The organism is Salipiger sp. (assembly GCF_059781815.1).
On the sequence record NZ_JBYNAH010000123.1, the window covers coordinates 1 to 14,713 of the forward strand.

A 14,713-nucleotide genomic window follows, 5' to 3' on the forward strand; every position below is an offset into this window, starting at 1 on the left:
GGCTTTCACGCATCAGTTACCATGATTTCTGTCGATCACGATTTCACCCGAAGCGCTTCGGATGCCCGCCCCATTCACGCCGCGCTGAAATTGTCGCCGCCGCGCCGCGATTTGCCGCAGCGCAGCGAAATCCGCCGCCCTGTCATGGCTTTGATACCGACAGGGGGCACGGCTTGCGGCAGAGTGGCAAATGAAGATGGAGGCGTAAGATGTTATTTTCCCTACAAGGTCAGAAGGCGCTCATCGTCGGCATCGCCAACGAGCACTCCATCGCCTGGGGCTGCGCCAAGGCGCTGCGAGACCAGGGCGCGGATCTGGCAATCACCTATCTCAACGCCAAGGCCGAGCCGCATGTGCGCCCGCTTGCCGAAGAGCTCGGCGCCGAGATCATCCTGCCGCTCGATGTCAGCCAGCCCGGCCAGCTCGAGGCGCTGTTTGACGAGATCACCGCCCGCTGGGGCCGGCTCGACACGCTGCTGCATTCGATCGCCTTCGCCCCGCGCGACGATCTGCACGGCCGGGTCGTCGATTGCTCGGCGGAGGGCTTCACCATGGCGATGGACATCTCGGTGCATTCCTTCCTGCGCATGATCCGGCTGGCCGAGCCGCTGATGCAGGAGGGCGGCACCTGCCTCACCGTGTCGTTCTTCGGCTCGGTTCGGGTGGTGAAGGATTACAACATGATGGGGCCGGTGAAGGCGGCGCTGGAAAGCGCCGTGCGCTACACAGCCGCCGAACTTGGCGAAAAGGGCATCTCGGTGCACGCCCTGTCGCCGGGGCCGCTCAAGACCCGTGCCGCCAGCGGCATCAGCCATTTCGACGAGATGCTCAACGCCGCCGCCGCGCGCGCGCCCATGCATGTGCTGGCGAGCATCGAGGACGTGGGCGCCATGGCCGCCTTCCTCGCCTCGCCGCAGGCCCGCAACCTGACCGGCGGCGTGCACGAGATCGATGGCGGCTACTCGATCATTGCCTGACCACTCACAGCCCCCTGCCACCGTCGAGCAACGGCGCCCAAAGCATGGCGGCTCCTCACAAAACGGGGTGGTCGCCACATCCCTGATGGGTAAGATGCCGACAACGCCGGGCGCCCGCGGCGCGATCTCTGCGCCATGCCGGACCCTGACGCTTCCGGACCAGACAGAAAGGCGCCCGCTCCCATGACCAAGACCCCCGTCGCCCTGACGCTGAACGCGGGCTCGTCCTCGCTCAAATTCGCCCTCTACGACATTTCCGGCGCTCCGGTGGAGCTGGCCTCGGGGCTGGTCGACGCCATCGGTGCCGCGCCCAGGCTCAAGGCGGATTTCGGCAGTGCCGCCCCTGCCCTCAAGCGCGACCTGACCGCCGCCGAGGCGCGCGACCATGTCAGCGCGCTCAACACCGCGCTCACCGAGCTGCGGCAGAAATTCCCCAACGCCAAGGCCTCGGTGGTCGGCCACCGCGTGGTGCATGGCGGCCCGGTCTATTCCGAGCCGGTGGCAATCACCCCCGAGGTGCTCGAGGAACTGCGCCGCTTCTCGCCCTTCGCGCCGATCCACCAGCCGCACAACCTCGCAGGCGTCGAGGCCGCCATGGCCGCCTTCCCCGACGCGCTGCAGGTCGCCTGCTTCGACACCGCCTTTCACCGCAGCCATCCCAAGGTGAACGACATCTTCGCCCTGCCGCGCGAGTATTACGACAAGGGCGTGCGGCGCTACGGCTTCCACGGGCTGAGCTACGATTACATCTCGGGCGAGCTGAAGCGGCTGGCGCCCTTGGTGCATGACGGGCGGGTGATCGTGGCGCATCTGGGCAACGGCGCCTCGATGTGCGGCATGATCGGCGGGCATTCCATTGCCTCGACCATGGGCTTCACCGCGCTTGACGGTCTGCCCATGGGAACGCGGACGGGCCAGATCGACCCGGGCGTGATCTTTTACATGGTGCAGCAGGAGGGCAAGAGCATCGACGAGGTGCGGCAGCTCTTCTACTCGAAATCCGGCCTCCTTGGCCTCTCGGGCCTGTCCAACGACATGCGCACGCTCGAGGCCGCCGGCACCGTCGAGGCCAACGAGGCGATCGACTATTTCGTCTTCCGCATCCGCCGCGAACTGGGCGGTCTGGCGGCCGCGCTCGGCGGGCTCGACGCGCTGGTGTTCTGCGGCGGCATCGGCGAGAACTCGCGTCTGATCCGCGAACGGGTCTGCGAGGGCATGGGCTGGATCGGGCTTGAGCTGGATCGCGAGCGCAACGCCCGCAACGACACCCGCATCTCCACCGAGATGAGCCGGGCAAGAATCCTCGTGGTGCCCACCAACGAGGAGCTGGTCATCGCCCGGGCCGGCAAGCGGCTGCTCGAAAGCGCCGCCTGAGCCCGGTGACCGGAAGGGGCGCGCCGGAATGGCGCGTCCGCAGCGCTCAGATCGCGCGGGCGGCCGAACGGGCGATTTCGGGGATCTGCGCGCGGATCAGGTTGATGTCGGCCAGTTCGCGGTCGGTGTAGGTGGAAAGCTCCTCGTAGACGCGGGCGTATTCATTGCGGCGCGCGTTCCAGTGCCTGACCGCCGCGACGGCCTCGTGAAGCTGGGCGGCAAACCCGGTTTGCACGGAATGTTCGGTCACATGAGCCATGTGTCTGTCCTCTCGATATGAACTGTCAGGAAGCGGCGTTTGCCTGCCCGAGCGGGGCGCGCGACGCCTTGATGCCCCTCATATCGTGCCGAGAGGGAAACAGAACAACGTACAGATGCGGGACCCCGGCATGCACGCGCGGCATGCCGCAAAGGCCCGCAGAGAGAAAATCACGCGATCTCACATTTCGTTAACTTTTTTTGGGAACCAATCCCGACAAGCCGCGTTGTTAGCTTCTGGGACGACAGGTATCTTGAAGGCAGTCAGCAGTTGAACAGTACATCACTTCGCGCGCCGCGCCTGGCCGACTGCGCAGACCCGTTTCGCCACGCCCTCCGTCGCGACACAAAGGCCGAGCACGACGCGCTCGAGATGCAGTTCGCGCCCTTCATGGACGCTCCCGAACGGCACTTGCCCTGGTTTCTCGCCACACAATACGCGGCGCTCAGCGCTCTTCTGGCCAGCCGCCCGGTCGATGCCGACCGCATGCTGTCGGGCCTTCTGCTGACCGAACTGGTCGGCCGGCTGCGCTTTGACCTCGAGAACCGCGGCGCCATCGCGCAAACCATAGAGGCGGCCGACGCAGCGCTCGACGCGGTGGCGATCGACTACCTCGTTCTGGGCTCGCGGCTCGGCACCGAGACCATGCGCCGCCAGCTCTTCGGCGACCACCAGCGCGAGGCGATCCCGCAATATTTCCTCATCGGCACGATGCCGCAGCTCTGGCAGCGCCACTGCGCCGAGCTGAACAAGGTTGCCAGCGGCTCGGAACGCGCCGCCCGCATCATCGAAGACACCAATGCCGGCTTCGCGCTCTTTTCCCGCGCCGCCACAGCGCAGGCCTGACTATGAAAGACGACCAGACATGACGACAACGCCCCCGTTCCCTGCCCCGCAGCGGACCGTGGATCTCACCGATTGCGACCGCGAGCCCATCCACCAGCTTGGGAGGGTGCAGTCCTACGGTGCATTGCTGGCGCTCTCGACGGACTGGATCGTCCAGCACGCCTCCGAGAACCTCGAGGCCATCCTCGGCATCCCCGCCGAGGAGGCGCTCGGCCGGCCGCTGCGCGAGCTCGTCGTGTCGGACGGGTTCGACCGCATCCGCCAGAACCTGCGCGTGGTCGATCTCCCCGATGGCGTGCTGCGGCTGTTCAATGTCACGATGCGCGCGAGCGGCAAGGCGTTTGACGTCTCGGTGCATGGCTCGGGCCGCCACCTGATCGTCGAGTTCGAGCCCAAGGTCGCCACCCGCGGTCGCGACGTTCTGGCCGAGGTCTACCCGCAGATCTCGGCCCTCAGCCGCAACCGCGACCTGCGCTCCCTGACCCGCGCGGCGGCGCGCGGACTGCAAAGCCTCTGCGGCTTCGACAGCGTCATGGTCTACCAGTTCCAGCCCGACCAGTCGGGCAAGGTAGTGGCCGAGGTCCGAAAGGACGGACAATCGAAATATGACGGGCTGATGTTTCCGGCCTCCGACATTCCGGTGCAGGCGCGCGCCCTCTACAAGCGCTCGCTGCTGCGGCTGATCTCGGACGTGAACGACCCCGGCAGCCCGATCCTGCCGGGCACCACGCTCGACGGCCAGCCGCTCGACCTGTCGCTTGCGGTGACCCGCTCGGTCTCGCCGATCCATATCGAGTACCTCAAGAACATGGGGGTCGAGGCCTCGATGTCGGTCTCGATCATGAAGGATGGCGAGCTCTGGGGCCTCTTCGCCTGCCACCACCACAGCCCGCACTACATCGAGTACGAGCGCCGCACCGCGCTCGAGATGTTCGCGCATATGTTCTCCTACGAGCTGTCGCGCTTCGAGGACCTGCAGCGCAAGAAGGTCGAGGACGAGACCAGCCGCCTGCAGACCCTGCTGATGGGCCACATGGCCGATGGCCGTCCGGTGGCGGAAAGCCTGCTGTCAATTTCGGAAGATATCGAGACGGTCATCCCCCATGACGGGGTGGTGCTGTTCGAGAACGAAGCGTTCCACGCCACCGGCACCGTGCCCACCGAAGAAGAGTTCCGGGGCATCGCGCGCTTCCTTGACCGCTCGATCGGTGCCGGGGTGTTCCATACCGATCACCTCGGTCGCTATCTCGAGGCCGCGCGCGACTTCCCCGCCCGCGCCGCAGGGTTGATGGCGATCCCGATCTCCAAGCGTCCGCGCGATTACCTGGTGCTGTTCCGCAAGCAGATCGAGGAGACCGTCGCCTGGGCCGGCGATCCCACCAAGCCGGTGAGCATCGGCCCCAACGGCACCCGTCTCACACCACGGCAAAGCTTCGAGGTCTGGCGCGAGACGGTGCAGGGCCGCAGCCTGCCGTGGTCGCTCGAACAGGAACACGCCGCCAACAAGCTGCGCACCATCCTGCTTGAGGTCTATCTCAAGGTGCTCGACGCCTCGGATGCCGAGCGCAAGCGCGCGCAGGAACAGCAGCAGTTGCTGATCTCGGAGCTGAACCACCGGGTGCGCAACATTCTCAACCTGATGCGCGGTCTGCTGTCGCAGTCGCGCGCCTCGTCGGACACGCTCGAGGGCTTTACCGCCAATCTCGATGGCCGCATCCAGTCGCTGGCCCGGGCGCATGACCAGCTCACCTCCGAGCAATGGGAGCCGACCTCGCTCAAGAGCCTGATCCAGTGCGAATTCGCGGCCTATGCCTCGGACAAATCCGCGCGCGTGGTGATCACCGGCCCCGATGCGATGATCGCGCCCAATGCCTACACCACCATGGCGCTGGTGCTGCACGAGATGGCGACCAACTCGATCAAGTATGGCGCGCTCTGTGACCAAAGCGGCACCGTCGAGGTGCAGCTGACCGAGGACAGCAGCGGCGGGCTTCTGATCGACTGGGCCGAGCGCGGCGGCCCGCCGGTGACGCCGCCCAAGCGGCGCGGCTTCGGCACCACCATCATCGAAGGCTCGATCCCGCACGAGCTCCGGGGCGACGCGGAGGTCTCCTACAAGGTCACCGGGCTCGAAGCGCATTTCCGCCTGCCGCCCACGGTGATCTCGCGCATCGTGGCCGACACCAGTGACCCTGGCGCGACGTCTCCAGCGCCCGCGGCCTCCGCCGCCGGAGGCGAGATGCGCCTTTCCGGTCAGGGCATGGTGCTGGAGGATTCTCTTATCATCGCGATGGATGCCGCCGCCACGCTCGAGGATCTGGGGGCCGCGAAGGTCGAAATCCTGTCCTCGGTGCCCGAGGCAATGCGCTGGATCGAGAAGCATCCGGTCGACTTCGCCATTCTCGACGTGAACCTCGGCGAGGAGCAATCCTTGCCCGTGGCGCGCAAGCTGCACGAGGCCGGCGTGCCCTTCGTTCTGGCGACGGGCTACGGATCGGCCGACGAGCTTGTCGAAACCTATCCGCCCTGCACCATCGTGCAGAAGCCGTTCACATCGACCTCGCTGGAGGATGCGCTCAGAAAAGCAATGTCGGGCGGGTGAAAATTACCAGCAAGACCAAATTGTTATTCGGAATGCCCTTGAAAAATCGTTATACTGACACGCGTCGCGGTTGTGGCGAGGAGTGTCCGGATGATTCTCAACGGTGAACAGGTCAGCCTGCAGGCCCTTGCGGTCATGCAAGGCTATCTTGCGGAACGGTCGAACGTCTGCGCCAAGGTCATCGACGCTGAAGGCCGGGTCATCGGGATCAACCGGCGCGGCCTCGAACTGCTCGGGGTGCAGAGCCAAGATGTCTGCGGCAAGGTCTGGACCGAATTCTGGGAGGGGGCCGCGGCCGAAAAGGCGCGCAACGCGGTCGCCGCGGCATTCGACGGGCAGGCAAGCGCCTACACCGCCGAGTTTTTCGGCACAGGCCAGCGCAGCGTCTGGGAGATCGAAGTGTTTCCGCTTGAACAACGTGACGATGGCATCTCCTCGGTGCTCGCGCTGTCGGTCGACATCACCGAACACGCGACGCAGGAGGGCGACATGGATCGTACCGATCTGCTCAGCTCGCTGAACGAGACGCTGCACACGATGGCCAACATCGCCACGGTCAGCCAGTCGAGCGCCCGCATGCTGCCCCGCGCGAGGGACGAGAAGATCATCGCCGAGATTGCTGCAGAACTGGCGCAGGCCGCACGCAAGGCGCAGGACGCCATATCCGACCTGCGCGCAGCGCTGCCCGGCAGCGGCGGAGCGCGGCCGGGCAGCTGAGCGCTTACTTGGGATACATGAACGTCAGGGTGAGCCGCGCGCCCCAGCCATCCGGGCCGTATTCCGGCGAATCCGCCCAGTAACGCACCCCCGCTCCGATGCTCACCGGCGTGCCGCCGATGGTCGTCACTTTGGACAGGTTGAGGTTGACCGGCAGCGAGGTTTGCTCCGATGTCCAGTCGTAGGTCAGCTCGGTGTTGAGCGCCAGCGACCAGCCGCCACTGAAGCCGTAGGTGACGAAGGGCTGAAAGAAGGTGGCGTCGATCTCGGTCGCGTCATCGCCGCCGCCGACATCCCAGATATGGTTGAACAGCGCCCCGTAAGTCCATGCTCCGCTTTGCTTAAGCCCCACTGCGGTCAGGCCCGCGCCGAACTGATCGGCGGTGAAGTCATCCGATCCGCTGGGCAGCAAGAAGACCGGACCCACGCCCCAGATCAGCCCGCCGGCGGTGGGGTTCTTGGGCGAGAAGAAGAAGCTCTGGACGATGTCGCCGTAGCCCTTCTGGCTGCTGCCCGGGATCACGTCGGTCTGGCTGATGACCGGCAGGATGGTCCGCGAAATCAGGTTCCAGTCGTCGTTCAGAGAGATCGGCAGCACCGGCTGGATGTTCAGCGTGTAGCGATAACCGTCGCCATCCACGCCATAGCCTTCATCGTAGTTGAGCTGGAACGGCAGGCTGTAGAGATTGGCCACCGGGTTGGCGAGCTGGCGCGCCAATTCATCGGCATCCTGCGCGGCAACCGCAGCGGGCATCAGCATCGCAACAGCAGCGCCCACGCCAGGAAGTTTCGAAATGGTCTGTGACATGGTCTCACCCCCGGAATGCGTGAGTCGGCCTTGACGGTCCGGCGCTGTCTCTAACGCCCAAGTATACGCCCGCACGGATAACGCGAGAATATGACTCTTCGGCACACCTCTGAAAGGGATGCAGAAATCTACCAGTCCTGAAGGGAGACCCAGCCCGGAGCGAGGGGCCCGTGCGCCGCGCGCTTCGTGTCGCCGCGCTCGCCGCAATGGCAGCCGAAGCCGAACCCGGACACGCATGAGGAGATCTCGCCCGACGATCACGTCCCCCCCTGTCACGGATGACAGCTCCCCGCTTGCCGCGTATTCAGGACCAAGACGCTGCAGGGATTGCCTCGATGAACAGCATACGGATCGCGCGCGAGATCAGGTTGCCCGACGACCTTCGGGTCGCGCGGGCGCGCAGCGCGCCGCATCTCGGGCCGCGCCTGCTGTTCTTCAGCGGCGGCAGCGCGCTCAACGGCATCTCGCGCCAGCTCAAGCGCTATACCTTCAACTCGGTGCACCTGATCACCCCCTTCGACAGCGGCGGCAGCAGCCAGGTGCTGCGCGAGGCCTTCGGCATGCCGGCGGTGGGCGACCTGCGCAGCCGGCTGATGGCGCTGGCCGACGAGACGGTGCTCGGCCAGCCCGACGTCTATGCTCTGTTCAACCACCGCCTCTCACGCGACGCGCCGCAGGCGGCGCTGCGCGCCGAGGTGGCCGAGATGGTCGCGGGCCGGCACGCGCTGATCGCCGCGATCCCGCAGCCGATGCGCAAGCTCATCCGCACCACCCTGCGCGCCTTTGCCGTGGCGGTGCCCGAGGGGTTCGACTATCGCAACGCCAGCATCGGCAACCTGATCCTCGCCGGGGGCTACCTGCGCAACGAGCGCGCCCTTGAGCCGGTGCTGTTCCTGATGTCCAAGATGGTCGACGTGCGCGGCACCGTGCGCGCGGTGGTCGATGCCAACCTGCAGCTGGGCGCCGAGTTGGCAGACGGGCGACGGATCACCGGCCAGCGCGCGATCAGCGGCAAGGAGGTCGCGCCGCTCGACAGTCCGATCCGGCGCTGCTTCCTGAGCGACGGGAGGCGCGCGCTTGATCCTGCCGAGGTGCCGCTGCCGAAGCGCAATCGCAAGCTCATCGGCCAGGCGGACCTGATCTGCTACCCGCCGGGGAGCCTCTATTCCAGCGTCATCGCCAACCTTCTGCCCGCCGGAACCGGCACCGCCATCGCGGCACGGCACGTGCCCAAGGTCTACCTGCCGAGCCTCGGGCGTGATCCCGAAGCGCTTGGCCACCGGCTTGCCGATCAGGTGGCGGCACTGCTGGCGCCGTTGCGTGCCGATGCCGGCGACGGGCTGGAGCCTGCGCGCTTCCTCACCCACGTGATCTGCGACGCTAGCGTGCCGGAACCGGACTGCACGGCGGTCACCCAACGCTTCGGCATCCCCTGTGTCCGCCTGCCGCTGCGCCGCGCCGACGAGGCGAAATACGACGCGCAGCGCGTGGCCGAACTTCTGGTCTCGCTCGACTGAGCCAAAGGGCGCGTCGCGACAAGAAAATTCTGCGAATTTTCTTGGGCCCCAACCGTTGCCCGGTTTTTCATCCGCGCCCGAGGCGGCAGGGCGTTTTCCCGGCCAATTCCTTCCCTATGGTCACCGGCTTCGCTACCCCTTGGTCATCTTCCGCACAAATGCGGCCCGTTCCCAAGGCCCGCATGACCGATCCCAAGGACGCCTCCCCATGACAGCCATCGACCTCGCCGCGCTGGAGACCGCGCTCGACGCCCTTCCCAAGGCCTTCCCCGGGCCCGGCGGCCTTGTCGGCGTGATGAAGGATGGCAAGACCGTCGCGGCCCGTGCCTGGGGCTATGCCGACCTCGATGCGGGCACGCCGCTCACCACCGCCACCCGGATGCCGATCTGCTCGATCTCCAAGCAGTTCACCTGCGGCGTGCTGCTGGCCGCGCTGGGAGAACCCGAGCGCTACGATGCCCGCGTCGCCGAGTTCCTGCCCAGTTTCACGGGCCCTCTGCCCACCCTGCGCCAGCTCTGCGACAACCAGTCGAGCCTGCGCGACTACTGGGCGCTGACGGTGCTGCAGGGAGGGCTGGCCGAGCAGACCTTCGCGCGCGGAGATGCGCTGCCGCTGCTCGCCCGCATGAAGACCGGGCATTTCGCCCCCGGGACCGAGTATTCCTACTGCAACTGCAATTACCGGATCGTCTCGGAGATCATCGAAAGCGAAACTGGGCAGGCCCTGCCCGATCTCTACCGCAGCCATATCTGGGAGCCTGCCGGGATGACCACGGCCGTGCTGACCTCGGACACGCGGCAGCCCGAGGATGGCGTGATCGGCTACGAAGGCAGCGACGCCACCGGCTTCTTTCCCGCCGACAACGGCATCTTCTGGATCGGCGATGCCGGCATCTCGGCCTCGCTCGACGACATGCTGGCCTATGAGGCTTGGATCGACGCCACGCGGGACGACCCGCAGAGCCTCTATCGCCGGCTCTCCGAGCCGCCCCGATTTGTCGATGGCGCGCCGGCGGACTATGGCTACGGGCTGGCCCACGAGGAGATCGCCGGCGTGGCCTTCACCGGCCATGCCGGCGCCCTGCGCGGCTTCCGCGCGCACCGGCTCAACGCGCGTTCCGAGCGGCTCTCGGTGGTGGTGCTGTTCAACCACGAGGCCGACGCCCATGGCGCGGCTGTGCAGGTCGCACGGGCGGCGATGGGCGCGCCTGCGCCCGAACCCGCCTTCATCACAGAGGAATGGGACGGGCTCTGGCTCGACGACGCGCGCGGGCTGACCGCATCGCTCACCACCGGGCGCCGCGAGGTTCAGCTGGGCTACGCGGTCGGGCCGCAGCCCCTCGAGGCGGGACCCGACGGCACGCTGACAGCTCCGGGAGTGAACATCACGCGCGATGGGGATGGGCTCGCGATGGCGCGCCCGGGCGAGAACACCACGCGCGCGCTGACCCCGCTGACGCCACTCGAGACCGCCGATGGCCTTGAGATCGCCGGGCGCTACCATTCGGACGAGCTGGAGGCGGAGATGGAGATCGAGGCCCGCGATGGCGGCATCTATGCGCGGTTCACCGGGTTGCTCGGCACCGGGCGTTTCGAGCGCATGGCGCCGCTGGCACAGGATGTCTGGCGGCTGGCGACGCGGCGCGCGATGGACGCCCCGGCCCCCGGCGACTGGACGCTGATCGTGACCCGCGCCGCCGACGGCACCGTCAGCGGCGCGCAGCTCGGCTGCTGGTTGGCGCGCCAGATCCCCTACGAGAAAACCGCCTGAGCGGCGCGCCCAAGAAAATTCTGCGAATTTTCTTAACACCAAGATTTTTCGTACGAAAAATCTTGGCGCCCTGCCCTCAGCGCTGAGAGGTTTCCCAGTTCGGGTTGATCCACGGCGCATCGTTCTTCGGCGGCAGCGGCGTGCGGCCGAGGATGTGATCGCTGGCCTTCTCGCCCACCATGATCGACGGCGCGTTGAGATTGCCGTTGGTGATGCGCGGGAAGATCGAGCTGTCGGCCAGCCGCAGCCCATCGACGCCGATCACGCGGGTCTCGGGATCGACCACCGCCATCGGATCGTCCGCCCGCCCGATGCGGGCAGTCCCGCAGGGGTGATAGGCGCTCTCCACATGCTGGCGAATGAAATCGTTCAGCTCGTCATCGCTCTGGACATCCGCACCCGGCTGGATCTCGTGCTTGTAGTAGGGCTTGAAGGCGTCCTGGGCAAAGATCTCGCGCGTCAGGCGGATGCACTTGCGGAAATCCGACCAGTCCTTCTCATGCGCCATGTAGTTGAACAGGATGCGCGGCGGGTCCTTGGGATCCGACGAGCGCAGCGTGACCTCGCCGCGCGAGGGGCTGCGCATCGGGCCGACATGAGCCTGGAAACCGTGACCCTCGGCGGCAACCTGGCCGTCATAGCGCACCGCGATGGGCAGGAAGTGGTACTGGATGTCGGGATAGTCGACGCCGGCCTCCGAGCGGATGAAGCCCGCGCTCTCGAACTGGTTCGTCGCGCCCGGCCCGGTCTTGGTGAAGAGCCAGCGCGCGCCGACATAGGCCTTGCCGAGCAGGTTCCAGTACTTGAAGAGGCTCACCGGCTGGCTCGCCGCCGCCTGGATGTAGAGCTCGAGATGGTCCTGCAGGTTCTGGCCCACACCGGCGCGGTCGGCGACCACGTCAATGCCGTGCTCTGCCAGATGCGCCGCCGGGCCGATGCCCGAGAGCATCAGGAGCTTCGGCGAGTTCAGCGACGAGGCGGCGAGGATGACCTCGGCCTCGGCGCGGATCACCTCGACCTTGCCGCCGCGCTCGACCTCGACGCCGACCGCGCGGCCCTCTTCGATCACCACGCGGCGGGCGAAGGCGCGCACCAGCTCGCAATTCTCGCGCTTGAGCGCCGGGCGCAGATAGGCCTTGGCCGCCGAGAAGCGCTCGCCCTGCCAGACCGTCATGTCATAGGGGCCGAAGCCCTCCTGCTGGTGGCCGTTGTAATCGGGGGTGACCGGGTAGCCTGCCTGCCGGCCGGCCTCGACGAAGGCCTGCGTCAGCGGGTTGTCGCGCCGGCCGCGGCTGACATGCAGCGGGCCATCCGTGCCGCGCCAGGCGGGATCGCCGCCATGGCCGCCATCGTGCCAGTTCTCCTGCCGCTGGTAATAGGGCAGCACATCGGCATAGCCCCAGCCATCGGCGCCCTGATCGCGCCAGTGATCGAAGTCGCGGGCGTGGCCGCGCACGTAGATCATGCCGTTGATCGAGGACGAGCCGCCGATCACCTTGCCGCGCGGAGTGGCGAGGCGGCGGCCGCCGAGATGCGGCTCGGGCTCGGACTGGAAGCCCCAGTCGTAGCGCTTCATGTTCATCGGGTAGCTGAGCGCGCCGGGCATCTGGATCAGCGGACCGGCATCGCTGCCGCCATGCTCGATGACCAGCACCCGCTTGCCGGCCTCGGCGAGCCGGTAGGCGATGGCGCAGCCGGCGCTGCCAGCGCCGACGATGACGTATTCGGCTTGCATCAGAACGGTGCCTCCACGTCGCCCATGCGGACATAGACGGATTTCATCTGGCTCCAGTGCTCGATCGCGGCCTTGGAGTTCTCGCGGCCCACGCCCGACATCTTCACGCCGCCGAACGGCGCCTCGACCGGTGCGTCATTGTAGGAGTTGATGAAGCAGCTGCCCGCCTTCAGCTTGCCGATCACCCGGTGACCGCGGCTGAGATCGGCGGTGAAGACCCCGGCGGCAAGCCCGTACTCGGTGGCGTTGGCGCGGGCGATGGCCTCTTCCTCGGTGTCGAAATCGAGCACGCTCATGACGGGGCCGAAGATCTCCTCGCGGGCGATGGTCATGTCGTCGGTGACATCGGCAAAGACGGTGGGCTCGAGATACCAGCCGTCGCGGTCGATGCGTTTGCCGCCGGTGACCAGACGCGCGCCCTCGGCCACGCCCTTCTCGATGAAGCCCTGCACGATGCTCATCTGCTGCTCGGAGACCATCGGACCAAAGCTCGTCGCCTCATCCAGCGGATCGCCGATCACCGCGCCCTTCAGACGCTCGGCGAGGCGGGCGAGGAAGGCCTCCTTGATGCCCTTCTGCACGAAGACGCGGGTGCCGTTGGAGCAGATCTGGCCGGAGGAGTAGAAGTTGCCGAGGATCGCGCCGCCCACGGCGTTGTCGATATCGGCATCGTCGAAGACCAGCATGGGAGACTTGCCGCCCAGTTCCATGGTCACGTGCTTCATGCCATCGGCGGCGGCGGCATAGACCTTCCGCCCGGTCGGCACCGAGCCGGTGAGTGAGACCTTGGCAACGCGCGGGTCCGTGACCAGCGCGGCGCCGACCTCGCCCATGCCCTGCACCACGTTGAAGAGCCCCGCCGGCGCGCCGGCCTCGGTCAGGATCTCGGCCACCTTGAGGGCGCAGAGCGGCGTGGTCTCGGAGGGCTTGAACACCATGGCGTTGCCGCAGGCGAGCGCCGGGGCGGCCTTCCAGCAGGCGATCTGGGTCGGGTAGTTCCACGCGCCGATGCCGACGCAGACGCCGAGCGGCTCGCGGATGGTGTAGACCCAGTCCTCGCCCAGCGGGATGTGCTCGCCGGTGAGGCTGGCGGCGAGGCCGCCGAAATACTCGAGCGCGTCGGCGCCCGAGGTGGCATCGGCCACGAGGGTCTCCTGCAGCGGCTTGCCGGTGTCGTAGGTCTCCAGCACCGAAAGATCGTGGTTGCGCTCGCGCATGATCTGCGCGGCGCGGGTCAGCACCCGGCCCCGCTCGCGCGGGGAGAGCCTGGCCCAGTCGGCCTGCGCCGCTTCGGCGGCGGCAAGCGCCTGCTCGACGATGGCCGGCGTGGCGGCGCGCAGCGTGGCGACGCGCGCCCCGGTGGCGGCATAGATCACCGGGATCTCGGCACCGCTGGTGTCGTCGACATAGGCGCCGTTGATATAGTGGCTGCCCTTGGGCTGAAGGTCGTAAGTCATCGGTCTTCCTTTGTCGTCAGGTCATTCGCCACGCGGGTAGCGGGCGTTTTCCTCGACCACGTTCAAATCCATGTGGTTGCGCATGAAGCGGTCGCTGGCCTTTTGCAGCGGCTGGTAATCCCACGGGTAGTAGGCGCCGTTGCGCAGGCTCTCGTAGACCACCCAGCGCTTGGCTTGGCTCTTGCGCACCTCGGCGTCGAAACGCTCGAGATCCCAGCGCTCGTCGGCCATGGCGCGGAAACGCGCCAACTTCTCGGCATGGGCCGGGTCGTCCGCGAGGTTGGTCAGTTCGTGCGGGTCGTCGGCGAGGTTGAAGAGCTGCTCGGGGTCGAGAGTGCAGCGGGTGTATTTCCAGTCGCCCTCACGCAGCGCGACAAGCGGCGCATAGGAGGCCTCGGCGGCATACTCGATCGCCACCGGCCCGCGCGGCGCACCCTTGGCGACCGGCACCAGCGTCTCGCCGGCGGTCCAGGGCATGACCTCGTCCATGCTGACGCCGGCAAGGTCGCAGACCGTCGGGCAGACGTCGATATTGCTGACCGGCGTCTCGCTCAGGCCCGGCTCGAGCCCCGGCGCGGCGATCATCATCGGCACCCGCGACGAGCCCTCGAAGAAGCTCATCTTGAACAACAGCCCGCGCTCGCCGAGCA

The 14,713-nt window shown here is 67.0% G+C and carries 13 protein-coding genes; 8 read left to right on the top strand and 5 right to left on the bottom strand.

The window, feature by feature from the left end:
* The 3 genes from AC6RA4_RS14825 to AC6RA4_RS14835 form a co-directional block, all read left to right on the top strand.
* Nucleotides 1-194, top strand: a 194-nt coding sequence (locus AC6RA4_RS14825; RefSeq protein ID WP_500161559.1) for a hypothetical protein, incomplete at its 5' end; no start/stop codon positions are given.
* Between the two features lie 15 nt (nucleotides 195-209).
* Entirely contained in the window at nucleotides 210-977 is a 768-nt protein-coding gene (gene fabI / locus AC6RA4_RS14830) for an enoyl-ACP reductase FabI (protein ID WP_500161561.1), read from the top strand.
* Between the two features lie 183 nt (nucleotides 978-1,160).
* Nucleotides 1,161-2,351 (top strand): acetate/propionate family kinase, encoded by a 1,191-nt coding sequence (locus AC6RA4_RS14835; RefSeq protein ID WP_500161563.1) that lies wholly within the window; start codon nucleotides 1,161-1,163, stop codon nucleotides 2,349-2,351.
* A 46-nt stretch (nucleotides 2,352-2,397) separates the two neighbouring features.
* Here AC6RA4_RS14835 and AC6RA4_RS14840 read toward each other — a convergent pair whose 3' ends face one another.
* Entirely contained in the window at nucleotides 2,398-2,610 is a 213-nt protein-coding gene (locus AC6RA4_RS14840) for a DUF1127 domain-containing protein (protein WP_500161565.1), read from the bottom strand.
* Nucleotides 2,611-2,880: 270 nt separating this feature from the next.
* On the opposite strand from AC6RA4_RS14840, the gene AC6RA4_RS14845 reads away from it, so the two are divergent.
* The 3 genes from AC6RA4_RS14845 (at nucleotide 2,881) to AC6RA4_RS14855 (ending at nucleotide 6,775) form a co-directional block, all read left to right on the top strand.
* Complete coding sequence (locus AC6RA4_RS14845) at nucleotides 2,881-3,456, top strand: heme oxygenase-like domain-containing protein (protein WP_500161567.1); 576 nt, start codon at nucleotides 2,881-2,883, stop codon at nucleotides 3,454-3,456.
* A 19-nt stretch (nucleotides 3,457-3,475) separates the two neighbouring features.
* Complete coding sequence (locus tag AC6RA4_RS14850) at nucleotides 3,476-6,058, top strand: HWE histidine kinase domain-containing protein (RefSeq protein ID WP_500161569.1); 2,583 nt, start codon at nucleotides 3,476-3,478, stop codon at nucleotides 6,056-6,058.
* A 90-nt stretch (nucleotides 6,059-6,148) separates the two neighbouring features.
* Nucleotides 6,149-6,775: a PAS domain-containing protein gene (locus tag AC6RA4_RS14855; protein ID WP_500161571.1), complete on the top strand. Its 627-nt coding sequence runs from the start codon at nucleotides 6,149-6,151 to the stop codon at nucleotides 6,773-6,775.
* A 4-nt stretch (nucleotides 6,776-6,779) separates the two neighbouring features.
* Here AC6RA4_RS14855 and AC6RA4_RS14860 read toward each other — a convergent pair whose 3' ends face one another.
* Nucleotides 6,780-7,583, bottom strand: a complete 804-nt coding sequence (locus AC6RA4_RS14860) for a transporter (protein WP_500161573.1) — start codon at nucleotides 7,581-7,583, stop codon at nucleotides 6,780-6,782.
* A gap of 335 nt (nucleotides 7,584-7,918) precedes the next feature.
* Between AC6RA4_RS14860 and AC6RA4_RS14865 the strand changes: the two genes are divergently transcribed.
* Both AC6RA4_RS14865 and AC6RA4_RS14870 read left to right on the top strand, forming a co-directional pair.
* Nucleotides 7,919-9,100 carry a GAK system CofD-like protein gene (locus AC6RA4_RS14865; protein ID WP_500161575.1) on the top strand — a complete coding sequence of 394 codons (1,182 nt, stop codon included), beginning with the start codon at nucleotides 7,919-7,921 and terminating at the stop codon, nucleotides 9,098-9,100.
* Nucleotides 9,101-9,308: 208 nt separating this feature from the next.
* Entirely contained in the window at nucleotides 9,309-10,871 is a 1,563-nt protein-coding gene (locus AC6RA4_RS14870) for a D-aminopeptidase (RefSeq protein ID WP_500161577.1), read from the top strand.
* A gap of 76 nt (nucleotides 10,872-10,947) precedes the next feature.
* On the opposite strand, the gene betA is transcribed toward AC6RA4_RS14870, so the two are convergent.
* The 3 genes from betA to AC6RA4_RS14885 form a co-directional block, all read right to left on the bottom strand.
* Nucleotides 10,948-12,606 carry a choline dehydrogenase gene (gene betA / locus AC6RA4_RS14875; protein WP_500161579.1) on the bottom strand — a complete coding sequence of 553 codons (1,659 nt, stop codon included), beginning with the start codon at nucleotides 12,604-12,606 and terminating at the stop codon, nucleotides 10,948-10,950.
* Nucleotides 12,606-14,063, bottom strand: coding sequence for a betaine-aldehyde dehydrogenase (betB, locus tag AC6RA4_RS14880; RefSeq protein ID WP_500161581.1), 1,458 nt, complete (start codon nucleotides 14,061-14,063; stop codon nucleotides 12,606-12,608). The genes betA and betB overlap by 1 nt, the downstream gene beginning before the upstream one ends.
* A gap of 21 nt (nucleotides 14,064-14,084) precedes the next feature.
* On the bottom strand, nucleotides 14,085-14,713 hold a 629-nt coding region (locus tag AC6RA4_RS14885), incomplete at its 5' end, for a sulfatase/phosphatase domain-containing protein (RefSeq protein ID WP_500161583.1).